The 22,338-nt window shown below is 72.9% G+C and carries 20 protein-coding genes; 8 read left to right on the top strand and 12 right to left on the bottom strand.

Going from position 1 to position 22,338, the window contains the following annotated elements:
- Positions 1–942: DUF222 domain-containing protein (locus ACYU7L_RS03615; protein WP_460793858.1), on the bottom strand; the 942-nt coding region annotated here is incomplete at its 3' end.
- A gap of 242 nt (positions 943–1,184) precedes the next feature.
- On the bottom strand, positions 1,185–2,183 hold the full coding sequence (locus tag ACYU7L_RS03620) for an LLM class flavin-dependent oxidoreductase (protein ID WP_460793859.1): 999 nt from the start codon (positions 2,181–2,183) through the stop codon (positions 1,185–1,187).
- A gap of 144 nt (positions 2,184–2,327) precedes the next feature.
- On the opposite strand from ACYU7L_RS03620, the gene ACYU7L_RS03625 reads away from it, so the two are divergent.
- The 6 genes from ACYU7L_RS03625 to ACYU7L_RS03650 all read left to right on the top strand — a co-directional run bounded on the left by ACYU7L_RS03625 (position 2,328) and on the right by ACYU7L_RS03650 (position 8,138).
- Entirely contained in the window at positions 2,328–2,600 is a 273-nt protein-coding gene (locus ACYU7L_RS03625; protein ID WP_460793860.1) for a hypothetical protein, read from the top strand.
- 56 nt (positions 2,601–2,656) lie between these two features.
- Positions 2,657–3,913, top strand: a complete 1,257-nt coding sequence (locus tag ACYU7L_RS03630; protein WP_460793861.1) for a PP2C family protein-serine/threonine phosphatase — start codon at positions 2,657–2,659, stop codon at positions 3,911–3,913.
- A gap of 69 nt (positions 3,914–3,982) precedes the next feature.
- Complete coding sequence (locus tag ACYU7L_RS03635; RefSeq protein ID WP_460793862.1) at positions 3,983–4,678, top strand: response regulator transcription factor; 696 nt, start codon at positions 3,983–3,985, stop codon at positions 4,676–4,678.
- Positions 4,675–6,186: a sensor histidine kinase gene (locus ACYU7L_RS03640; RefSeq protein ID WP_460793863.1), complete on the top strand. Its 1,512-nt coding sequence runs from the start codon at positions 4,675–4,677 to the stop codon at positions 6,184–6,186. The genes ACYU7L_RS03635 and ACYU7L_RS03640 overlap by 4 nt, the downstream gene beginning before the upstream one ends.
- Before the next feature lie 42 nt (positions 6,187–6,228).
- Positions 6,229–7,563, top strand: coding sequence for a S1C family serine protease (locus ACYU7L_RS03645; protein ID WP_460793864.1), 1,335 nt, complete (start codon positions 6,229–6,231; stop codon positions 7,561–7,563).
- A complete protein-coding gene (locus tag ACYU7L_RS03650) occupies positions 7,560–8,138 on the top strand; it encodes a hypothetical protein (protein ID WP_460793866.1) in 579 nt (192 codons plus the stop codon). Before ACYU7L_RS03645 ends, ACYU7L_RS03650 begins: the two co-directional genes overlap by 4 nt.
- On the opposite strand, the gene ACYU7L_RS03655 is transcribed toward ACYU7L_RS03650, so the two are convergent.
- The 7 genes from ACYU7L_RS03655 to ACYU7L_RS03685 all read right to left on the bottom strand — a co-directional run bounded on the left by ACYU7L_RS03655 (position 8,128) and on the right by ACYU7L_RS03685 (position 17,237).
- On the bottom strand, positions 8,128–9,393 hold the full coding sequence (locus ACYU7L_RS03655; protein ID WP_460793867.1) for an anthranilate synthase component I family protein: 1,266 nt from the start codon (positions 9,391–9,393) through the stop codon (positions 8,128–8,130). The genes ACYU7L_RS03650 and ACYU7L_RS03655 overlap by 11 nt on opposite strands.
- Positions 9,390–10,004, bottom strand: a complete 615-nt coding sequence (locus ACYU7L_RS03660; RefSeq protein WP_460793868.1) for an anthranilate synthase component II — start codon at positions 10,002–10,004, stop codon at positions 9,390–9,392. Before ACYU7L_RS03660 ends, ACYU7L_RS03655 begins: the two co-directional genes overlap by 4 nt.
- Before the next feature lie 42 nt (positions 10,005–10,046).
- Positions 10,047–11,789: a sulfatase-like hydrolase/transferase gene (locus tag ACYU7L_RS03665; RefSeq protein WP_460793869.1), complete on the bottom strand. Its 1,743-nt coding sequence runs from the start codon at positions 11,787–11,789 to the stop codon at positions 10,047–10,049.
- Between the two features lie 100 nt (positions 11,790–11,889).
- Complete coding sequence (locus ACYU7L_RS03670) at positions 11,890–13,812, bottom strand: anthranilate synthase family protein (protein WP_460793870.1); 1,923 nt, start codon at positions 13,810–13,812, stop codon at positions 11,890–11,892.
- Between the two features lie 142 nt (positions 13,813–13,954).
- On the bottom strand, positions 13,955–14,563 hold the full coding sequence (locus tag ACYU7L_RS03675; RefSeq protein ID WP_460793871.1) for a DJ-1/PfpI family protein: 609 nt from the start codon (positions 14,561–14,563) through the stop codon (positions 13,955–13,957).
- Complete coding sequence (locus tag ACYU7L_RS03680; RefSeq protein ID WP_460793872.1) at positions 14,560–15,027, bottom strand: GNAT family N-acetyltransferase; 468 nt, start codon at positions 15,025–15,027, stop codon at positions 14,560–14,562. The genes ACYU7L_RS03675 and ACYU7L_RS03680 overlap by 4 nt, the downstream gene beginning before the upstream one ends.
- A complete protein-coding gene (locus tag ACYU7L_RS03685) occupies positions 15,024–17,237 on the bottom strand; it encodes a HelD family protein (RefSeq protein WP_460793874.1) in 2,214 nt (737 codons plus the stop codon). The genes ACYU7L_RS03680 and ACYU7L_RS03685 overlap by 4 nt, the downstream gene beginning before the upstream one ends.
- Before the next feature lie 214 nt (positions 17,238–17,451).
- On the opposite strand from ACYU7L_RS03685, the gene ACYU7L_RS03690 reads away from it, so the two are divergent.
- A complete protein-coding gene (locus tag ACYU7L_RS03690; protein ID WP_460793875.1) occupies positions 17,452–18,063 on the top strand; it encodes a hypothetical protein in 612 nt (203 codons plus the stop codon).
- Between the two features lie 23 nt (positions 18,064–18,086).
- On the opposite strand, the gene ACYU7L_RS03695 is transcribed toward ACYU7L_RS03690, so the two are convergent.
- Positions 18,087–18,833 (bottom strand): enoyl-CoA hydratase-related protein, encoded by a 747-nt coding sequence (locus ACYU7L_RS03695; RefSeq protein ID WP_460793876.1) that lies wholly within the window; start codon positions 18,831–18,833, stop codon positions 18,087–18,089.
- Positions 18,834–18,898: 65 nt separating this feature from the next.
- Here ACYU7L_RS03695 and ACYU7L_RS03700 point away from each other — a divergent pair, with 65 nt between their 5' ends.
- The gene (locus ACYU7L_RS03700; RefSeq protein WP_460793877.1) at positions 18,899–20,440 is read left to right on the top strand and encodes a molybdopterin-dependent oxidoreductase; all 1,542 of its coding nucleotides are present in this window, start codon (positions 18,899–18,901) and stop codon (positions 20,438–20,440) included.
- A gap of 19 nt (positions 20,441–20,459) precedes the next feature.
- Here the strand turns inward: ACYU7L_RS03700 and ACYU7L_RS03705 are convergent, their stop codons facing one another.
- Together ACYU7L_RS03705 and ACYU7L_RS03710 are read right to left on the bottom strand one after the other, a co-directional pair.
- On the bottom strand, positions 20,460–21,761 hold the full coding sequence (locus ACYU7L_RS03705) for a hypothetical protein (RefSeq protein WP_460793878.1): 1,302 nt from the start codon (positions 21,759–21,761) through the stop codon (positions 20,460–20,462).
- Positions 21,761–22,336, bottom strand: a complete 576-nt coding sequence (locus ACYU7L_RS03710) for a SigE family RNA polymerase sigma factor (RefSeq protein WP_460793880.1) — start codon at positions 22,334–22,336, stop codon at positions 21,761–21,763. The genes ACYU7L_RS03705 and ACYU7L_RS03710 overlap by 1 nt, the downstream gene beginning before the upstream one ends.
- Positions 22,337–22,338: the final 2 nt, after the last annotated feature.

Genomic DNA, 22,338 nt, shown 5'->3' on the forward strand with positions numbered 1-22,338 from the left:
GTCAGCACCGGCCTCGGGCTCGTCCACCTCGGGCCCAGCTTGGGCAGTCTCGTCTTCGTGTTGGGTGGCTTCGAGGAGGAGTTGGAGGAGTTCGGCGGGGCGTCCCAGCCAGCCGAACGCTTGGGAGCGGAGCAGGTCGCGGCCAGTGTCGGGGTGGCGGGTGGCGAGGATGTCGGCGACGCGGTCCACGGTGGCGTCGACCCAGGCGGCGTCGCCGGCGGTGACCCGGGCGATCACGTGGCGCAGGCCGGCGGCGTCGGTGCGGGTCAGGGACACGTAGCGCCGTGCCTGTTCGGCCGCGACCCGTTCGGCGTGCGCGGCGGGGTCGGCCTCGATGATCTTGGCCGCGCAGATCGCCAGCACCCGCGAGGGCGACTCGGTGGCCACACAGGCCGCGACCGCGGCATCGACCAAACCCACGACCGCGTGCGGGAGCTCGCGGGTCAGGGTCGCGATCTTGCACACCAGCCACTGCTCCACGGCCCCGGTGGTGAACCGGGCCCAGGTCAACGGCAGGCGGTGGCGCAGGTCGAGGACGTCGGCGGTGACCTTGCGCGCCGCCAGCGGGTGGCACTGGCGGGCTACCGCGAGCTCACACAGGGCGAGCTCACGCACCCGCGGGGTGCCCTCGCCCCCGACCTGGACCAGCCGGTCCCCACCCACACCTGCGCTCCTGGACCCTGATTTCCTGGACCCTGATCCGCCGGCCCAGACGCGGCGGCCGTTGGCGCCGGGCTCGGTGCGTGGATCGCTGGCGTGCAGGTCGGCCCAGTGCGCGACCAGCAGCAGGTCCTCGACCTGCAGGGCGCGGCGCCGGGCGGTCATCGACTCCAGCCCACCCAGGGTCGCGGCCGGGTCGAGGTCATCGACCCAGGCGTCCTCCTCACGGGGCTCGCCGAGGAGCTCTGCGAGGACCTCGCCGAGGTCGGGGCTGGTGGTCATGGCCCCGACTCTTCCCGACCCGCATCTGCGAACACAAGAGCGAAAACAGAATCTGTGGATACTGTTTCCCCAGGTCAACGCCCGATCGGACGATCCCGACGCGCTGCTCGCAGGTGGCTGTCACCAGCCTCCCACCCACCACCGACACCCGCCCCCCAGCACCCGCACACGTCGTACCCCTGGGGATTACTTCCGCCGGGTCAGCGAGATCTAGAGCCGGGTCAGCGAGATCTGGCGCCGGGTCAGCTGAGGGCGGCGGCGGTGAGGGCCACCGACGTCAGGCGCTCCTCGAGGTGCGGGGACTGGTGGGCGACGATGAGCTCGTCGGCACCGGCGGCGGTCGCGAACTCGGTGAGGTAGTCGCCCACCTGCTCCGGTGTCCCCACCGCGGAGTAGCGCAGCATGTCGGCGAGCTGGCGCCCGTCGGGAGTGGTGAGGAAGGCGTCGATCTGCTCGTCGCTGAACTCGGGCGCGCTCGCTCCCGGAGCGGCGGGGCGGCTGACCATCCCGCGGACGAAGTCCCGGCGGCGCGACTCGAACTGCTCGCGAGCGTGCTCGGCGTCGGGGGCGGCCACGACATTGACCCCGGCGATGACGTGCGGCTCGGTGAGCTGGCGCGAGGGCTTGAAGTCGCGGCGATAGGTGGCCACCGCGTCGTGGAGCGCGGCGGGGGCGAAGTGGGACGCGAAGGCGTAGGGCAGCCCCATCGCGGCGGCGAGCTGGGCGCCGAAGAGCGAGGAGCCGAGGATGTAGAGCGGCACATCCGTCCCGGCGCCGGGCACGGCCTGGACGCCGGGGATCAGCGACTCGCCGCGCAGGAAGCCCTGCAGCTCCTGGACGTCCTGGGGGAACTGATTCGCCGAGGCCGGCGTACGACGCAGCGCGCGCATCGTGTTCTGGTCACTCCCGGGCGCCCGCCCGAGACCGAGGTCGATGCGCCCCGGGTGGAGGGTCTCCAGCATGCCGAACTGCTCGGCGATGGTCAGCGGGGAGTGGTTGGGCAGCATCACGCCGCCCGCGCCGAGACGGATCGTGCTCGTGTGAGCTGCCACGTGCGCGATGAGCACCGACGTCGCCGACGACGCGATGCCGGGCATGTTGTGGTGCTCGGCATACCAGACCCGGCGATAGCCGTGGGTCTCCGCGGCCTGGGCCAGCGACACGCTTGCGGCGAGGCTCTGCGCCGCGGTCTCGGTCGGGGCGATGGGGGCGAGGTCGAGGATCGAGAGCGGGACAGACATACCCCCCACGGTACGAACTTGGCCAAACCAATGAACCCTGTCCACGCCTCCCTTCTCCCCCGCGGTGATGTGATGCGGCGTACATTGGTGGCGACCGCGCGGGCCCTGCTCCTCGTCGCGGCAAGGGGAGAGAGGTCGTTGCACATGCCCAACACGAACGGCGGGCGAGCCCGACGCACCCCCGATCGGCCGACCGGCGGGGACGCCTCCGCGGCCGAGCTCTGGGAGGCCGTCCTGCAGGCCCGCGAGGTGCTGGCGCACGAGCGCACCCAGCCCCGCAGCTCTTCGGCGACCGAGGCGCGGGTCACGCTCCTGCACGCACTGGAGGCCTACGTGGACCATCTCGAGAGGCACCGCCGCCCGATCCCCTACGCGATCCGCGACGAGCTTCGCCTGCAGCGGCTCACCTCGTCCTGAGTCGTCGCAGCACGGCTGATCCCGAGCCGTCGCCCCCGGTGACCTAGCCTTCCTCCATGGACGACGCCGAGCGCTCCCTGCATCACCTGCTGGAGGAGTCCCACACCGCCAACCCGGACGACCTCGCCGACCTGGTCGCCCGACACGCCCGGGACCTGGGCGCCCACGACGCGGTGATCCACCTCGCCGACCTCCAGCAGCGCGTCCTGATCCCGATGATGCCCAACGGCACACCACGGCTCACCGAGTTCCACCCGCCTCTCGGCGTGGACTCCACGGTGGCCGGCAAGGCCTTCCAGCAGCTGCGGGTCCTCACCCAGGAGGCGCCGCGCACCGACGAGCGCACCGAGCACACCCGGGTCTGGCTGCCGCTCCTCGACGGCAGCGAGCGGCTCGGCGTGCTCGGCGTGACGCTGAGCGCCGAGGACGCCCACCGTCTCGACGACGGACTCCACGAGGGCGGCCCGTTCGCCACCCGCCTCACGAGCCTCGCCACAATCGTCGCCGAGCTGGTGATGAGCAAGACCCAGTACGGCGACTCGATCGTCAACCTGCGCCGGACGGCGCCGATGGGGCTGGCCGCCGAGATCCAGTGGTCACTGCTTCCACCGTTGACCTTCAGCAACGGCACGGTCACGATCGCCGGCGGCCTCGAGCCGGCCTACGAGGTCGCCGGCGACTCGCTCGACTACGCCGTCGACGACGGGACGGCGCGCTTCGCGGTCTTCGACGGGATGGGCCACGGCATCGTCAGCGCCCAGCTGGTCAACCTCGTCGTGGCGGGCTACCGCAACGCGCGCCGTGCGGGGCTGTCCCTGCACGAGACCGCCGACCACATCGAGTCGGCGGTCTCCACGGTCTTCCGGACCGAGTCGTTCTCCACCGGCCTGCTCTGCGAGCTCGACACCGCCGGCGGCGTGCTGCGCTGGCTGAGCGCCGGACACCTGGAGCCGCTGCTGCTGCGTGGCGGCCGGCTCATCCGCGCCCTGCAGGTCGAGCCCCGCCTGCCGTTCGGCCTCAACGAGGGGCTGGCGGGCACCGAGGCGGGCCAGGTCGGCGTGGAGCAGCTGGAGCCCGGCGATCTCGTGCTGCTCTACACCGACGGGATCACCGAGGCCCGCTCCCCCGACGGCGAGTTCTTCGGCCAGGAGCGTCTCGTGGACCTCGTCGTCCGCAACCTCGCTGCCGGTCTGCCGCCGGCCGAGACCATGCGCCGCGTCGTCCAGGCCCTGCTCGAGCACCAGTCCGGAGACCTCGACGACGACGCCACGCTGCTGCTCGTCTCCTGGCACGGCGGCTCCACGGACAGCTGAGCCGGGCGGCTGGTCACCGGGAACGGCGACTCTCAGACACGCCTCAGGCTGGGCTGGCACAGTGGACGCGTGAGTGCCGCCGCGAAGCCCCGGGTCCTCGTCGTCGATGACGACAAGGCGGTGCGCGAGTCACTGCGCCGCTCCCTCGAGTTCAACGGGTACGACGTGGCGCTGGCCACCGACGGAGCCGACGCGCTCGCACGCTATGCCGGCGTCGCGCCCGACGTCGTGGTGATGGACGTGATGATGCCCCGCCTCAACGGCCTCGAGGCCACCCGCGCCCTGCGCGCCGCGGGCCACGACGTACCCATCCTCGTGCTCACCGCCCGCGACGCCGTGGGCGACCGGGTCGACGGGCTCGACGCGGGGGCCGACGACTACCTGACCAAGCCCTTCGCGCTCGAGGAGCTGCTCGCCCGCTTGCGCGCGCTGCTGCGCCGCGTCGTTCCTCGCGACAGTGTCGACGAGGTGCTCTCCTTCGCCGACCTGAGCATGGACCTCGCCACCCGCGAGGTCCGCCGCGGCGAGCGGATGATCGAGCTGACCCGCACCGAGTTCACGCTCCTGGAGATGTTCCTGCGCCGGCCGCGTCGGGTGCTGGAGCGGGCGTTCATCCTCGAGGAGGTGTGGGGCTACGACTTCCCGACGACGGCCAACTCCCTCGAGGTCTACGTCGGCTACCTGCGCCGCAAGACCGAGGCGGAGGGCGAGGCGCGCCTGCTGCACACGGTGCGCGGCGTCGGCTACGTGCTGAAGGAGTCATGAGCGTCCCCGCCCCTCATGCCCCCGCCCCTCGTGAGTCCCTCCCTGACGAGCGCGCCGACCTCGCCAACCGGTGGGAGGAGCGGCGCTGGCACTACCGCCGCTCGCTCGCGAGCCGGGTCACCCTGCTGAGCACGATCGCGGTGGGCCTCGCCGTCGCGTTCGTCGCGCTGGGCGCCTACGGCACGGTGCGCATGCAGAGCATGGCCGCCCTCGACGAGTCGCTGCTCGAGCGCGCCGAGCGGGCCGCCGAGGCCGACGTGCTGAGCGGCACCCGGGTGCCCTCCTGGGCGCTGGGCGCGGCCGACGTGCAGATCCTCTTCATCACCGAGGACCGCCGTTGGCGGGCGCTGGGCGACGTCGCCCAGCTCAACCTCGGCGAGCCGGAGCTCGCGGTCGCCTCCGGCACCAGCGACCACTCCATCCGCACCCTCGTGGCCACGGACGGGGTGCGCTATCGGGTCGTCACCTGGCCCACCGACGAGGGGCAGGCGCTGGTCCTCGCCCAGTCCCTGGAGCCCCAGGACAGCACCTTGCGCAAGATGGGCACGGTCATGCTCGTCATCGGCGGGATCGGCGTCCTCGCCGCCGCGCTCGCCGGGTGGGCGGTGGCCCGCAACGGGCTGCGCCCGGTGCGCCGGCTCACGGTCGCGGTCGAGGAGATCGCCCGCACCGAGGACCTCCGGCCGCTGACCGTCGAGGGCGACGACGAGGTCGCCCGGCTCGCCACCTCCTTCAACACCATGCTGATGGCGCTCGCCGCCTCCCGCGACCGGCAGCGCCAACTGATCGCCGACGCCGGCCACGAGCTGCGGACCCCGCTCACCTCGCTGCGCACCAACCTCGACCTGCTCGCCCAGGCCGACGTCATCGGCGGGCTCCCGCCCGAGGCGCGCGCCGAGCTGCTGGCCGACGTGCGCGCGCAGATCGCGGAGTTCACCACGCTCATCGGGGACCTCGTGGAGCTGGCGCGCGACGAGCCGCTGCAGTACGTCGTGGAGGGCGTCGACCTCTCCGAGACCGTCGAGCGCGCGATCGCCCGGGTGCGCCGACGCGCACCCGGCCTGGCCTTCGAGGTCTCGCTGGCCCCCTGGTGGGTGACCGGCGAGCCGCCGGCGCTGGAGCGCGCGGTGCTCAACCTGCTCGACAACGCCGCCAAGTGGAGCCCCGACGGCGCCACGGTCCGCGTGCACCTCGAGGACGGCTGGCTGGTCATCGACGACGAGGGCCCCGGCATCTCCGAGGAGGAGCTCCCCCACGTCTTCGACCGGTTCTGGCGCTCCACGGAGTCGCGGGCGCTGCCCGGCTCGGGGCTCGGCCTCTCGATCGTGCGCCAGGTCGTGCTGCGCCACTCGGGCACCGTGGAGGCCACCCGGTCGCCGTACGGCGGGGCGCGGATGCGGCTGTGGCTGCCCGGGCGCCCGGACGGTGCCGAAGATGGAGGCGCCGGAGTCGGAAGTGCCAGAGTTGGAAGTGCCGGAGTTGGAGGTGCCAGGGATGAAGGAGCCTGAGATGAGGTTCGGAGTGGGCGCGCGTGGGGCAGGCTTGGCGCCATGAGCCAGCCGCCGTACCCCCCGCAGCCGCCCCAGGGCGGGCCCTACCCGGGTCCCCAGCAGCCCTATCGTGGCCCGCAGCAGCCGCCCTACCAGCCCCAGCCCGGCCAGCAGCCCGGCCAGCCCGGCCAGCAGCAGTGGGCCCCCTACCAGCAGGGCCAGCCCCAGCCCGGCCAGCCCCAGCCCCAGCCAGGGGGAGGGCGTGACCGCGTCGACCGGCGCAAGCCCGGCGGCGGCGGCAAGGGCGTGCTCGCGGGTGTGCTCGCCGGCGGTCTCCTGCTCGGGGCCCTCGGCGGCCTCGGCGGCGCCTGGGCCTTCGACGCGTTGGACGACGACGCCGAGAGCGTCCAGGTCGGCGGCGGCGACGTCGACACCAGCGAGCTCGACCCCCTCGACCTGGTCTCGGTCAACGTCGTGGCCCGGGAGGTGCTCCCGGTCGTCGTGAAGATCGACGCGCGGGACGCGCGCGGCGGCGGAGGCAGCGGCTCCGGGATCGTGATCAGCGATGACGGCGAGATCCTCACCAACCACCACGTGATCGCGTCCGCCATCGACGGCGGCAGCATCACCGTGTCGTTCGACGACGGATCGGTGGCCGAGGCCGAGGTCGTCGGCTCCGATCCCGGCACCGACACCGCACTGCTGAAGGCCGAGGGCGTCTCCGACCTCGACGTCGCGACCCTGGGCTCCTCCGACCTGTCCGAGGTCGGGCAGGCGGTCGTCGCGGTGGGCTCGCCCTACGGACTTCAGGCGACGGTCACCGCCGGCATCATCAGCTCGCTGCACCGCCCGATCGTGATGCCGCAGCAGGACGACGTCACCCGACGCGTGGTCTACGGCGCGATCCAGACCGACGCCGCGATCAACCCCGGCAACTCCGGCGGCGCCCTGGTCAACATGGCCGGCGAGGTCGTCGGCATCAACGCCTCCATCGAGCTGGCCCGCAACTCGTCGGGCACCGGGGGCGACCTGGGCTCGATCGGCATCGGCTATGCCATCCCGATCAGCGACGTGCTGCCGATCGTCGAGCAGATGCGCGCCGGGGAGACGCCCACCCACCCGCGGATGGGCGTGGTCGCGGAGGACGCCGAGTACACCGTCGGCGTCCCGTCCGGCGCCCTGATCACGGAGCTCGAGTCCGGCGGCCCGGCCGACGAGGCCGGCATCGAGGAGGACGACGTGATCACCGCGCTCGACGACCTCCACACCGGCAGCTCCGACGCCCTGATCGCGACGATGTACTCCTACCGTCCCGGTGACACGGCCACGGTCACGCTGGTGCGTGACGACGAGGAGATGACGGTGGAGATCACCTTCGGGAGCGACGACGAGTGACCCGTGCTCGTCGTCTCCTCGTCTCCCCCGCGGTGCTGCTGGTGGTCCTCGCCGGCGCGCTCGCGGGGTGCGGTGACGGCGACGATGCCGGGTCCGCTGCCGAGCAGAGCGCTCCGACGAACCCCCACACCGGCTCCGCCGGCGCCGGGGTGGGGGTCGCGAGCCCCTGCGAGACGCTCCCCGCCGCCGACGCCGGACGGCTGCTCGGCACCAACGTCACCGCCGTCCCCGACGAGCGCGACTCCGCGGTGTTGACGTCGTGCAGCTATGCGGCCGAGGACCCGGAGTCCGGCGTCTCCCTGGACGTGAGCTCGCTCTTCTTCGAGGGGGACTTCGAGGAGGCCTGGGCGACGATGGCAGGCAGCGTCCAGGGCAGGGTCTCCCGCATCGACGTCGAGGGCGCCGACGCCGCGCGGCTCGTCGTACAGCCACAGGGGGAGGCGCTGCTGGTCACCGGTTTCGTCCAGCACGGCAGCCAGGTGGACACCGCCAACCTGGTCGACCTCTCCCCGGAGAGCCCCGCGGCCGTGCGCGCCACCATGGGCGCGGTGCTGGCCCGGCTGGTCAGCGGCTGAGTACGGCGAGCAGCCGCTCGGCCTTCCACCGCGACTCGGCCCACTCGCCGGCGACGTCGGAGTGGACGGTGATCCCCCCGCCGGTGCCCAGCTCCCACGCGCCGTCGCCGGCGGTGGTGAGCGAGCGGATCACGACGCCGAGGTCGGCGCGCCCGTCCGCGGCGATCCACCCGAACGCCCCGGCATAGACGCCGCGCGGCGTCGCCTCGACCGCCTCGACGATCTCCATCGTGCGCAGCTTGGGCGCCCCGGTCATCGAGCCGGCGGGGAAGAGGGCGCGCAACGCGGTCGGCGTGGACACCTCGCTCCGCAGCCGCCCCCGCACGGTGGAGACCAGCTGGTGCACCGACGGGTAGGACTCCACGTCCATCAGCACCGGCACCTCCACGCTCCCCACCTCGCAGACCATCGCGAGGTCGTTGCGCAGCAGGTCGACGATCATCAGGTTCTCGGCACGGAACCGCTCATCGGTGGCCAGCTGCCGGCGCGCGGCGTCGTCGTCGGCCGGATCGGGGGCACGCGGGGTGGTGCCCTTGATCGGCTTGGTCTCGATGGTGCGCGTGCCGTCGCCCGCACGGCGCACCACGGCGTACCGCTCCGGCGACGAGCTGAGCAGCCAGGCCCGGTGGCCGGGGACGTCGTGTTGCAGCAGTCCGGCGTACGGCGCGGGGTTGCTGGCCCGGAGCGCCCGGTAGGCCGCCAGCGGGCTGAGGTCGGAGGCCGCGCGCAGGCGGTAGGTCAGGTTGACCTCGTAGGAGTTGCCCGCGCGCAGCTGCTCCTGCACCTGGGCGAAGGCGGCCGCGTAGGAGGCGGGGACCGGCTCGTGGGTCGCCGGAGCCGGCCCGGTGGGCGGCGGGGCGGGAGGTGGGCCGTGGTCGAAGAGCCGGAGGTGCCGCGGTCGCATCCACACGGCGTCCGGCAGCCGACCCTCACCCGGCGGCGCGACCTCGGCCGGCAGGTCGGGGCGGGCCGCGTAGCCGAAGTAGCCGAACCACTGGTCGGTCGAATCTCCCGCCAGCTCCGACTCCAGGACCGCGAAGATGTCGTCCCCGACCACGCGCGACGTGCCGCCCGCATGGCGGCGGACCTCGCCCAGCGCGGCGTCGTAGGTGAGCGACACGTCGTCCTCGTCGAGCCAGCCCACGAGCGACCGGCTCCCCGACCACTCCCGCGCGCCGCCGCCGTCGAGCCAGAAGCAGCGAGGATGGGCGGCCGACACGTCGGTGAAGCAGAGCTCCGGGTCCTCAGTCCTCATCCCGGCCCCCGCAGGAAGTTGGCCACCAGCTCCGCGCCCCAGGCGCTGAGCACGGACTCAGGGTGGAACTGCACACCCTCGAGCGGGAGCGAGCGGTGCCGCACGCCCATCACCACCGCCTCGCCCGTCCCCGCCGCGCCCGCCCCCGCCCCTGCTCCCGCCCCAGGCGTCGTGGCGCTCTGCTCCAGGCAGTCCGGCAGCTCCAGCGCGGCGAGGGAGTGGTAGCGCACCGCGGCGAAGTCCTGGGGGAGCCCGGCGAAGACGCCCCGCCCGTCGTGGCGCACCGGAGCCACCACGCCGTGGGCGGGCGCGACCCGGCCGACGCGACCGCCGTACGTCGTGACCAGGCCCTGCAGGCCCAGACAGACGCCGAGGACCGGACGGGTGGCCGCCCTCAGCACCTCCGTCCCCACCCGGAAGTCGCGGACGTCCGTGGGGTGGCCGGGGCCGGGCGAGAGCACGACGTGGGAGTGGGCGAGGACCTCCTCCGGCGTGGTCTCGTCGTGCTGGACCACGCGGGGCAGCACCCCGGTCACGCCCGCGACGAGGTGCACGAGGCTCCACGTGTAGGAGTCGTGGTGGTCGACGACGACGACGTCCGGGCGGGCCACGGGAGAAACCTACTGGGCAAACCTGCTGGGCAGCGGGAGCCTTCACTGCCCCTCGGCGGCCGACAGCGCACGGCAGGCCGGCGAGACCCGGTCGTCGCGGGTCGCGGCGGCGCACGCGTCGAAGCCCTCCAGCCGGCGGGTCAGCTCCCGGATCGTGTCGCGGTGCCGGGGCTGGCCATAGGTGTTGGTCCTCTCCCACCCGGTCTCGGAGTAGTCGTAGAACTCCCAGGCGTACGACGTCTCCTCCCAGTCCGGGTCGAGGTCGACGCGCACAAGCAGGGCGTCGCGCGAGCGCACCGCGACGTACGACGGGATCAGGTCGATGGTGCCGCCGGCGTAGGGCCGGTCGGGATCGTCGCCCAGCGAGGGCGCCCAGGTGTGCTCGAAGAAGACGTAGTCACGCCCCTCGGGACCCTGCGGCGCCTGCAGCTGCCGGTCGCCGCGCAGCGTGGCCGCGATCGACCGTCCGCCGCGGAACCTCTCGGGCCGCAGTCCGGCGAGCTCCTCGAACGTCGAGGCGAAGTCGATCGAGCTGACCACCACGTCGCGCTCGCCCTGCTCGACCCCGGGCCCGGTGACGATCAGCGGCACCTGCGCGTCGGTCGCGTAGGGCGCGCCCTTGCCTCGTCCCAGCCCGTGCTGCCCCACGTGGAAGCCGTTGTCGGAGGTCAGCACGACGTAGGTGTCCTCCGAGACGTTCGCCAGGATCTTGCCGAGCATCCGGTCGACCGACTGCGCCATCCGGGCCCGGTCGCGCAGCGTCTTGATCGCCTGGCCCTTGGTCATCGCCGGCGGCACTCCCTTCCACGAGGCGGCTTCGGTGCCGTCCTCGAGGCGGGGGGCGTTGTCCTGCTGGTCGTCGCCGAACCCGGGAAGGTCGTCGATCGTCAGCTCGCCGCACCGGACGACACCGCAGTTGCCCATCGGCCGACCGGGCCGCGGCCGGTCCCGGAACGCCGGCGGGAAGATCGGGTCCCCGGCATAGGCGCCGGTCGGGTTGGTCCGGCTGTGCGTGGCGTAGGGCGAGACCTGCAGGAAGTACGGCGACTCGTCGTCGCGTCGGTCCCGGATGAACTCCAGCGCCCCGCGCTCGATCACCGAGCCGACGTACTGCTTGTCCTTCTCGGCCGCGCTGGCCTCTGCGGGCGGCGCGAGGTGCGACTTGAGGTGGACCAGGCCGTCCTCGACGTAGGTGCTCTCGAAGTCCCAGCCGTCGTAGGCGGACCCGAACACCACCCGCCAGTCGTCCCAGCCCGGTGGAGGCGGCGGGATCTCGCCGCCGGGGACCCACTCGTACTGGTTGAGGTACTTGCCGATGAACCCGGTCGTGTAGCCGGCCTGCTGGAGACGGACGTTGACGGCGCGCTCGTTGTTGCCGTGCTCGACGAACGCCTCCCACCCCCCGATCGGGCCGACGTCGTTGGGCGTGTTGGCGGTGTTGGTGAAGACGCCGGTCTGGTGGGGGTACTGCCCGGTCGCGATGCTCGCGCGCGAGACACAGCACAGCGAGTCGACGACGAAGGCGTGCGGGTAGGACGCGCCCTTCTCCTGCATCCTCGCGGCGTTCGGCATGGTGGGCAGCAGGTCCATCGAGAAGTCGTCCATCAGCACCAGGACGATGTTCGGGTCCCGGGTGTCCGCGGCCGCGACCGGCGTGGCCGGCTGGACCTCCTCCGGGAGCGCGGTGGGCTCGATCTGGGAGACGCTCTCGCGGTCCTCGCTGCACCCGGCCAGCACGAGCAGCACTGCCAGCAGCGCAGCGCAGCGCCGCACCATCCGATTCATCGATCCCCCGCCCCGTCTGCTCCATCCTTCACGAGACAGACGCGCGGGGAGGCGAAATGGTTGCCCGTGCGGCCCAGAAATCTGGGAGATCCGAACCCGCTCAGCGGCGGAGCAGACCACCGACGAGCTCGTGGATCAGCTCGAAGCCACGCTGGGTGAGGATCGACTCGGCGTGGAACTGGATCCCGCGGTAGTGCGGTCCCCGCACGAGGTGGATGTCCCCGGTCGCCTCGTCCGCCTCGACCTCGACGCCCTCGGGCAGCCGGTCCCCCGCTCGCGCGACGAACGTGTTGTAGAAGCCGACCCGCTCCGTGCGCCCGTCGATCGTGACCGCCGACTGGGTGCCCTGGAAGACGATGTCCTTGTAGACCAGCGGCATCCCCAGCTCGTGGCACAGCGCCTGGTGGCCCAGGCACACCGCCAGGAACGGGCGCTGCTGCTCGAGCAGCTCGGCGACGGCCGCGCGCAGGCGGGCCATCTTGGGGTCGGCGTCGTCGCGCGGGTCGCCGGGACCGGGGCCGACGATGACCAGGTCGAAGCCGTCCAGCGCCCCCGCGACGTACTCCTCGTGCCGGAGCACCTCGCTGGTCATCCCGAGCACGCTGAGCGCGTGGCGCAGCATGTTCACGAAGTCGTCCTCGCCGTCGAGGATCACCGCGGACTTGCCCGCCAGGGCCGGGTCGGGCTCGGAGCCACCCTGGTCGGTCAGCCAGAAGCTGGACAGCCTCCGGTTGCGCGCGTTGAGGGCGATCAGCACGTCCTCGTCGCGGGTCAGCTCGGCCAGCCCGCCGGCGGGGGCGACCGCGGCGGGCACCAGTCCGAAGGCGCTGAGGATGCCGCCGGCCTTGGCGTGGGTCTCGGCGACCTCGTAGGCGGGGTCCGAGTCGCGGACCAGGGTCGCGCCCGCGGTCACCTTGAGGTTGCCGGCCGGGTCGACGTCGGCGGTGCGGATCACGATGGGGCTGTCCGCGGTGGGATGGCCCTGGGCATCACGGCCGAGCAGGGCCAGCGCGGCACCGTAGTAGCCGCGGCCCTCGGCCTCGTAGGCCTTGATCAGCTTGCAGGCGTTCTCCACCGGGCTGCCGGTGACCGTGGCGGCGTACATCGTGTCGCGCAGCACCTCGCGCACGTCGCGGCTGGTGCGGCCGGCGAGGAGGTACTCGGTGTGCACGAGGTGGGTCATCGGCTTGAGGAACGGGCCGAGCACCTGGCCCCCTTCGTTGCAGATCTCGCACATCATCTTGAGCTCTTCGTCGACGACCATGAAGAGCTCGTAGATCTCCTTCTCGTCGGCGAGGAAGTCGAGGAGACGGGTCTTCACGTCGTCGCCCGAGCCGTCGCCCACCCGGAAGGTGCCGCTGATCGGGTTCATCCGCACGTCGCCGCCGTGGATGCTGACGTGCCGCTCGGGGCTCGCCCCCACGAGGAACCGGTCGCCGGTGAAGAAGCAGAACGTCCAGTAGGCCCCGCGCTCGCGGGCCAGCAGGCGGCGGAAGACCGTCAGCGCCTTGTCGGGGCCCCAGTCGGCGACGACCGCGCGGTAGTGCCGGCCGACCACGAGGTTGGCGCCCTCGCCCTGACCGATCTCGTCGCGGATGATCGCCTCGACCACGACCGCGTAGTCCTCGTCGGTGGTCTCGAAGCCGCCGCGGTCGGTGAACTCCACCTTGGTGTCGGGCAGCGCGGCCAGCACGTCGTCGACGGAGAGCTCGGACTCGGTCTCGATGTCGACCACCACGAGCGGCGTGCCGTCGTCGTGCGCCTCGAACCCGCGCTCGGCCACCTGGCGGAACGGGATGGCGAGCAGCCGGTCGAAGTGGCGGCCGGCCGGCGGCGGACCCTCCTCGAGCGGCACGTCGAGGAGGCTGGCGACCTCCGAGCGGGTGCCGCCCACCAGCGTCACCGTGGTCCCGTCGGTCCCCAGGGTCTGGCTGCGCCGGATCACCGCCCACGCCTCGTGCCCCTGAAGCTCGTCGAGCGCTGCTCGTGCTTCCTGGGCTGCCGGGCTGGGGGTCTCAGACATGGCCAAACCCTACTGGCCGCCGGCCGTCGACCTCCCCCGGTCTCACCCACCCCGATCGGCCGCCGTAGCAGCTGACCGACGAGTAACTGGAGATCTCCACGCACCAAGTGCTGGGGATGCTCCAGTTACCTGCCGGTAGTCCTCACTCAGCGACAGGCTCGCGGTTCCAGGCGTAGTCCATCAGGCGCGCGGTGTCCGTGGCGATCTCCTCGTCGGTGATCAGTGACACCAGCTCCAGGGCGAGGTCGAGGCCGGCGGAGATGCCGGCGGAGGTGAACACCTGCCCGGCACGGACCCAGCGCGGGCCGTCGACGACGTCGAGCGCCGGGAAGCGCTCGGCGAGCTCGGCGACGTCGTCCCAGTGGGTGGTGACTCGCTGGTCGACCAGGAGGCCCGCCTCAGCCAGCAGGAACGCTCCGGTGCAGACCGACGCGACCCACGGCGTACCGGCGCGCGAGGCGATCCACGCGACCACGCGCGGATCCTTCTCGACCTCGGCGGTGACGCCGCCGGGCACCAGCAGCACGTCGAGCGCCGGCGCGTCCTCGAGACCGTGGTCGGGCAGCAGTCGGAGACCACCACGGGCGCGCACCGGCCGGGTGGCGTCGGCGGCGACGAGCACGACCTCGAACGGCGGCGCCGTGGCGCGGTCGCGACGCACCGCGACGCGGGACGCCGTCGAGAAGACCTCGAACGGGCCGCAGGCGTCGAGGACCTCGACGTCGTCGAAGACGAGGATGCCTACCCTCATCTGCTCTCCTTCGCCGGCGGCCGGGTGCGGACCATGCCGACGGTGCGGGGCGAGGGGTCCTCGAAGCCGTACGACGCGTAGAGGCGCCGGCCGGGCTCGTCGCCCATCAGCGTGACGTAGGGGTCGGGCGGCGCGTCGGCGTCGATCCGGGCGAGCAGCGACTCGAGCACGCGGGCACCGAGACCGCGGCGCTGGTGGTCGGGGAGGACGGCCATGTCGACGATGTGGAAGTACCACCCGCCGTCGCCCAGCACCCGGCCCATCGCGACCGGCTGCCCCGTCGACTCGTCGAGCACCGTGACCGCCGCCCAGTGCCCCGCGAGGGCGCGCTCGGCCTGCTCGCGCGTCCTCGGCGACAGCCCCGACTCGGCACGCAGCCGCAGGTAGTCGTCGACCCCCGGCGCCTCCTCGACCAGTCGGTAGCCCGGCGGCAGGCCCCTGGTCAGGATGGGGTTCGGGCTCACGAGATCGTGGTGAGCAGCTGCGTGGCGCGCGTGAGCACGACGTACAGCGTGGCGCGTCCGGTGGCGGACTCGTCCTCGATCTCCTGGGGACGGACGACGACGATGCCGTCGAACTCCAGGCCCTTGGTGTCGAGACCGGTCAGCACGACGACGCGGTCCTCGCCCGAGGGGGTCGCCGAGGAGTCCACTGCGGCCTTCGCGCTGGGGGCGTCCTCGGCGAGCTCGGGCCACGAGGCGAGCCAGGCGTTGACCTCGGAGCGGCGCGCGACGGGTACGACGATGCCGACGGTGCCGGCGACCTCGCCGGCGAGCTCGAGGACCGCCTCCCGGGTGGCCGCCTCGAGGTCGGGCACGTCCTCGACCACCAACGGGTCGATCCCCGTCGAGCGCACGGCCGTGGGCAGGTCGGCGTCCAGGCCGACCCGGCGGGCGTAGGCCTCGGCGTGGGCGTAGATCTCGGAGGAGTTGCGGTAGTTCGTCGACAGGTGGAACTCGTGCAGCACCTTGCCGTCGAGGGCCGCGGCGCGCGCGGCGGCCGACTCCTCGGGCACCGGCCAGGACGACTGCGCCGGGTCGCCGACGATCGTCCACGACGCGGTGCGCCCGCGGCGGGCGACCATCCGCCACTGCATCGGCGTGAGGTCCTGCGCCTCGTCGATGAGCACGTGGGCGAAGGGGTCGTCCTCCATGCGGTGGGTCGGCGGGGACCAGGGCCGGCTGTTCGGGGCGTACTCCCGGTCGGAGGCGGTGGTCAGCTCCTTGAGGTCGACCCCGCCCTCCTCGGCGGTGAGCACGTCGTCGAGCTGCTGGTCGGCGTCGGTCTGCTCCGGCACGTCGCCGAGCGCGTAGCGCAGCTCGTCGACGAGCGCGATGTCCTCGATGGTGAGTCCCGCGGCGGGGGTGTCGCCGCGGTGGTCGGACCACGCCTTGCCCAGCAGCGCCTGCTCGTCGTGGCTCAGGATCCCGTCGCCGACCCGCGCGAGCATCTCCGGGTCGTGCAGCCAGCCCAGGACCGTGACGGCGTCGAGCGGCGGCCACCACGCGACGGCGAACTCCACGAACGAGCGGGTGGTGAGCATGTCCTCGTTGAACTCGACCCGGCCGCGCTCCCGGCCGCGCTCGCTGCGCACCTGACGCCACATCGCGTCGAGCAGCGTGTGCGCCACGCGCGGCAGCTGCCGGTTGCGACGGCCCTGGCCCATCAGCTGACGACGCAGCCGGCCCAGCAGCTGGCGGTCGAGCACGATCGTGTTGTCGCGCCAGAAGATCTTGAACTCCTGCGGGCTGCCCGGGGCCTGCTGGCGCGCCGTACGACGCAGCACCTCGGCCATCCGCGCCGAGCCCTTGACGTCGGCCACCGCCGGCTCGTCGTGCCGGGTCGCGCGCATCCCGTCGACGACCTCGCCCAGCGAGCGCAGGGCGACCGCGGTCTCGCCGAGGCTGGGCAGCACCCGCTCGATGTAGCGCATGAAGACGCCGCTGGGCCCGACGATGAGCACGCCGCCACCCTCGAAGCGGCGCCGGTCGTTGTAGAGCAGGAACGCCGCGCGGTGCAGCGCGACCACGGTCTTGCCGGTGCCCGGTCCACCCGAGATGGTGACGACGCCCTTGGAGGGGGCGCGGATCGCCTTGTCCTGCTCGGCCTGGATCGTGGCGACGATCGAGTGCATCGACCGGTCGCGGGCCCGCGAGAGCTGCGCCATCAGCGCGCCCTCGCCGACGATCGGGAGGTCGGCGTCCATCCGCTCCAGCGCCTCGGAGTCGAGCAGCTCGTCCTCGACCCCGACGACGCGGGGGCCGTCGTTGCGCAGCACCCGACGCCGTACGACGCCGCTCGGCTCGGCGGCGGTGGCCTGGTAGAACACCGCGGCCGCCGGGGCGCGCCAGTCGATGAGCAGCGAGTCGCGCTCGTCGTCGCGCAGCCCGATCCGGCCGATGTAGCGGGGCTGGGGGTCGCGCTCGGGCTGCAGGTCGAGGCGCCCGAACACCAGGCCCTCGTGGGCAGCGTCGAGCTGGGCGATGCGGCGCGCAGCCTGGAAGACCATCGCGTCGCGCTCGACGAGGCCACCCTCGTGGCCGAGCTTGCCGCGCTCGTGGCCCTCGCGGGCCAGCTCGCGCGCGGCCTTCGCGGACCTCTCCAACTGAAGGTAGACGCGATCGACGAACTGCTGCTCACGCGCGACCTCGCGCGCTGCGACGTCCTCGGTCAAGGGATCCCCACCACACACTCGAACCCGTCGCCGGCTGCGACTCGGAAGGGAACAAGATTACTCGCCCCCGCTGGTCGTCGTGGAACCGCCCGGGCCGCGCGCCCGCGAGGGCGGCACGGATTCCGACATTCCCCGCGCTCCCGGGGCCGGCTGAGGGGATACTCGTCGACACACCGTCCTCCTGCCCCCCGGGGCCGCGCCCGATCGGACCCCCATGACCCACCGGCTCGGAGCCCGCCTCCTGTCCGTCGCTCTACTCACCACCATTGCGCTCGGCGTCCCCGCGGCGGCCCAGGCCGACCGCAGCGTCACCCGGGACGCCGCTCGTGACGCGATCGTGGTCGACTCCGCCGAGGACCTCGACGCGTCACACCCGGCGCCGTCGTTCACCTCGGTGGACATCGTCCGCACGATCGTCGACCACCGAGCGGCCCGGCTGCGGGTGTCGGTGCGCTACCGCGACCTGCGCCGCACGCCGATCCACTCGACGATGTTCCGCATCGCCACGCCGCAGGCCCCCTACTGGCTCACGGTCGACCGTGCCCTCGGCGAGGAGACCGCCGAGCTGACCACCCGTCGGGGCCGCGTGGTGACCTGCGAGGGGCTGCGCTGGTCCGCCGACACGAGCACCGAGCGGGTGTCTGCCACGGTGCCGGCAGGCTGCATCGGGTCCCCGCGCTGGGTCCGGATCGGCTCGGGCGCGATCAGCGCCGGGCCGGGCGCCGTCGCCGACCTCCCGGACTTCCGGATGTATGCCGACGACGGTCACCGCACCGGCACCGTGGGCGACACCCTGCGACTGGGCCGCAGGGTGTCCCGGGGCTGACGCGGGGTTCAACGCGGGGAGCGCTACTTCTTGCGCGACAGGAAGGCCAGCATGGCCTCGTGGGCACCCTCGGAGCCGAAGAGGCGGGCGCTCAGCTCGGCCACCTCGTCGCGCTGGGCGTCGATGCGGGCGAGCAGGTCGCGTGCCAGCAGCGCCTTGGTCTCCCGCAGCCCCTGCGGGTGACCGGTCGCCAGCGACGCGCAGACGGCCGCCACCTCCTCGTCGAGGTGGGCGGCCGGCACCGCCTTCGTCACCAGGCCCATCGCCACGGCGTCGCTGCCCGAGAAGACCTCGCCACCCAGGCACGCCAGCGCGGCGGCACGGCTGGTCATCCGCGGCAGCACGGTGAGCGAGATGACCGCGGGGGTCAGGCCGAGCTTCACCTCGGTGAGCGCGAACGTCGACTCCTCGGCGGCGACCACGATGTCGCAGCTGGCGATGATGCCGATGCCACCGGCACGCACGGGGCCGGCCAGCGAGGCCACGACCGGCTTGTCGAGTCCCACGATCAGCCGCTGCAGGTCGACCAGCGCACGCGTGCCCTCCTCCATGCTCCCGTCGGACGCCTCCGACAGGTCCGCACCGGAGCAGAAGACGCGACCCGACGAGCGCAGCACGACGACCTTCGCCTCCGGGTCGGCCTCAGCGGCGCGCAGGCGCTCGAAGAGCTCCGTGACGAGCTGGCGCGAGAGCGCGTTGCGGTTGGCGGGCGAGTCGAGGGTGATGGTGGCGACGGAGTCAGCCACGTGGAGGTGCACGAGTTCGGTCATGGGCGACATCCTGCCGGAAACCTCGTCAACCCATCCGAAAAGGCCCTCCGCAGCGAACCACTCCTATGAAGCGCCCCTCCGCATCCGCCCTGGCCCACGCCGGCGCCGGTGTCCTCGCCACCGTCACGGGCATGGCCGCCGGACACCTCGTGGCCGCCCTGACGGAGCCGGCCGCCTCGCCCGTGCTCGCGGTCGGGTCCACCGTCATCGACAACACCCCCACCCCCGTCAAGGAGTGGGCGATCCGCGAGATGGGCAACGCCGACAAGCCGGTGCTGATCGGCAGCGTCATCGCCGTGACCCTGCTGCTCGCTGCACTGGCCGGCGTCCTGGCGCGGCGCCGCTTCGCCCTCGGCGCGGGGCTGCTCCTGCTGCTGGTCGCCGCGGCCGGCACCGCGGCCCTGCTCCGCCCGGCGGCCGAGGCGGGCGCCGTACTGCCCTCCGTCGCGGCCGCCCTCGTCGGCGTCGGCGCACTGCTGTGGCTGGTCCGCGCGCTCGCCCCGCAACGGGCACACCTGCCCAGCGGGGCGGCGCATCCCGACTCCCGGGGCGCGACCCGGCGCGGCGTGCTGGTCGCCGGCGGCGTGCTGGCCACCGCGGCTGCCGTGATGGGCGGCGCCGGCCAGTGGGTGATCGACCTCAGCAAGCGCATCGGCGACATCGTGCTCCCGAAGCCGCAGCAGCCGATCGCGGCCCTGCCGACCGGGCTCGAGGAGCAGTACCCCGAGATCACGGCGTTCCGGACCCCCATCGACGACTTCTACCGCGTCGACACCAACCTGGTCGTGCCGGTCGTCGACCACGACTCGTGGGAGCTCACCATCGACGGTGACGTCGAGCGCGAGGTGACGCTCACCTACGACGACCTGCTCAAGATGCCGATGATCGAGCGCGACATCACGATGACCTGCGTCTCCAACGAGGTCGGCGGGACCTACGTCGGGGCCGCGCGCTGGCTCGGGGTGCCCCTGAACGACGTGCTGGCGCTGGCCGGTGTCGGCTCGAAGGCCGACCAGATCCTGTCCACCGCCGTGGACGGCTTCACGATCAGCACGCCGCTCGAGGTCGCCACCGACGGGCGCGACGCGATGGTCGTGGTCGGCATGAACGGCGAGGTCCTGCCCCGCAAGAACGGCTTCCCCGCACGACTGATCACGCCCGGCCTCTACGGCTACGTAGGCGCCACCAAGTGGCTCGAGCGGCTCACGCTCACGACGTACGACGAGCAGGAGGCCTACTGGACCGAGCGCGAGTGGGCGATCGAGGGACCGATCAAGATCGCCAGCCGCATCGACACCCCCCGGCCCCTCGCCACGCTGGACGCCGGCGAGCAGATCATCGGCGGCATCGCCTGGGCGCAGGACCGCGGGATCGGCAAGGTCGAGGTCCGCATCGACGGCGGCGCCTGGCAGGAGGCCGAGCTGGGCCCCGACGCCGGCGTCGACTACTGGCGCCAGTGGTTCCTGCCGTGGGATGCCGCCGAGGGTCGCCACGACCTCGCGGTCCGCGCGACCACCGAGGACGGCGAGGTCCAGACGGCGGTGCGTGCGGCGCCGTTCCCCAACGGCTCCAGCGGTCTTCAGGAGATCGTCGTCACCGTCTCCTGACCCACCGCCCCGCCCCGGCTCAGTCTGCCCGCTCGTAGAGCACCAGCGCCACCCGCCCGCTGCCGGGCTGCGCGTCCGAGGCGAGCTCGACCTGGCCGGTCCCCGGTGACACCAGCGTGGTGCCGACGCTCCCCTCGTCGTCCAACTGGTAGCCCTGGGCCTGCCTGCCGTCCACGAACAGGTCGAGGCCGGTGCGGCGCTGCAGCCGGAAGACGGACTCCACGATGAAGGGCCCCTCCCCGTCGAGCCGCGCGACGAGCCGCTCCCCCACCGGACCCTCGAGATGCCGCGCGTAGACCCATTCATGGCCGTATGCCTCGATCACCGGGGCGACCTCCGTGCCGAGCACCCGCACCGGGTCCTCGACGGCGGTGTACAGGCCGAGCCCGAGCAGCACCTGGGAACGGTCGACGTCCGCAGCACCGGCGCCGTCGCTCAGCGACATCCGTGCCGTAGTCCGCTCGCCGGGCTCGACCCCGATGCCCGACCGGTGGACCAGCCACCCTCCGCCGTGGCCCGGGTCGGAGACGATCTCCTCCGAGCAGCTGATCTCCGCTCCGCCCAGCTCGCCGACGTCGATGTCGACCATCACGTCGTCGGGGAGGCCCGCACAGAAACCGGCGATCCGGACCTCGCCCTCGGGCGCGACGAACTCGAACTCGAACGAGAGCTCGTCCGCAGCCCCCTGCGCGAAACCGGCGTTCAGCAGCCGCACCCCAGGGACCTCCGAGCGAAACGTCACCCCGTGGCCCGAGACCCCAGCCGGGGCGTCGTCGGTCAACTCGTAGACCGCCAGCGCCACCCCCGGCTCGACGGCGCGCGCGACGACGTCGCCCTCGGTGCCGGGCGGGAGCAGGAGCCAGTCCTCGAAGTCCCCGTCCGTGGAGCGGTATGCCTCGGCGTTCGGCTGCTCCACCTGCACGTCGTCCGCTCCGGTCGTGGCCCAGGTGACCAGCCGGGGCTCGTCGGAGACGGCCAGCTCGTCCGACACCCTCCGGGCCGAGTCCGCGCTGACGGCCTCGACGAAGCGGTAGGTGTAACCCGCCGCCGTGAGCGTCTCGGGCGCCTCCATGCCCAGCACTGTGCGCTCCCCGCCGGCCGGCGAGACGTCCGGCTCCGCTCCCGGCAGCATCGTCAGTCCACCCACCGCCGCCAGGACGGCGGCCGCCGCACCCGCGACCGCGGCCCGGCGCCGACGTCGTACGACGCGCACTCGCTGATGGATCGACACCGACCGGACGAGACCCGCGTCGGGGCCCGTCTCGTGGACGTCTCCGGCGTGGGCGTCGAGCGTGTCGCGCAGCTCGTCGATGCTTCTCATCACTGCACACCTCCGGTGGTCTCGTCGCTGGCCAGCCCTGGATCGGTCGGGTCGGGATCGCTCAGGGCGGGATCGATCCGCAGCTTGGCGAAGGCCTTGCTCGTCTGGCTCTTGACCGTGCCGACCGAGCAGCCGAGGATCCGCGCCGTCTCGGCCTCGGTCAGGTCCTCGAAGTAGCGCAGCACGACGACCGCCCGCTGGCGGCGCGGCAGGTTGCCCATCGCGGTCCACAGGTCGTGGCTCTCGCCCGCCCGGTCCGTCGCGTCCCGCGCCCCGTCGTACGACGGCTCCGGCAGCTCGTCGGTCGCGTGCTCGCCGTTCCACTTGCGGCGCCACCAGCTGGCGTAGGTGTTGACGAGCACCCGGCGCACGTAGGGCTCCGGGTGGCCCTCGATGCGCGACCAGGCGAACCACGCCTTGGTCAGCGCCGTCTGCAGCAGGTCCTCGGCGAGGGCGTGGTCGCGCGTGAGGAGGTACGCCGTGCGCAGCAGGCTGGCGGAGCGGGCCGCGACGAAGTCGTCGAAGGCCACCTCGGCCATCCTGTCCCCCTGCAGCGTCGCGGTGGTCGTGGTCATGC

Source organism: Nocardioides pacificus (assembly GCF_054775955.1).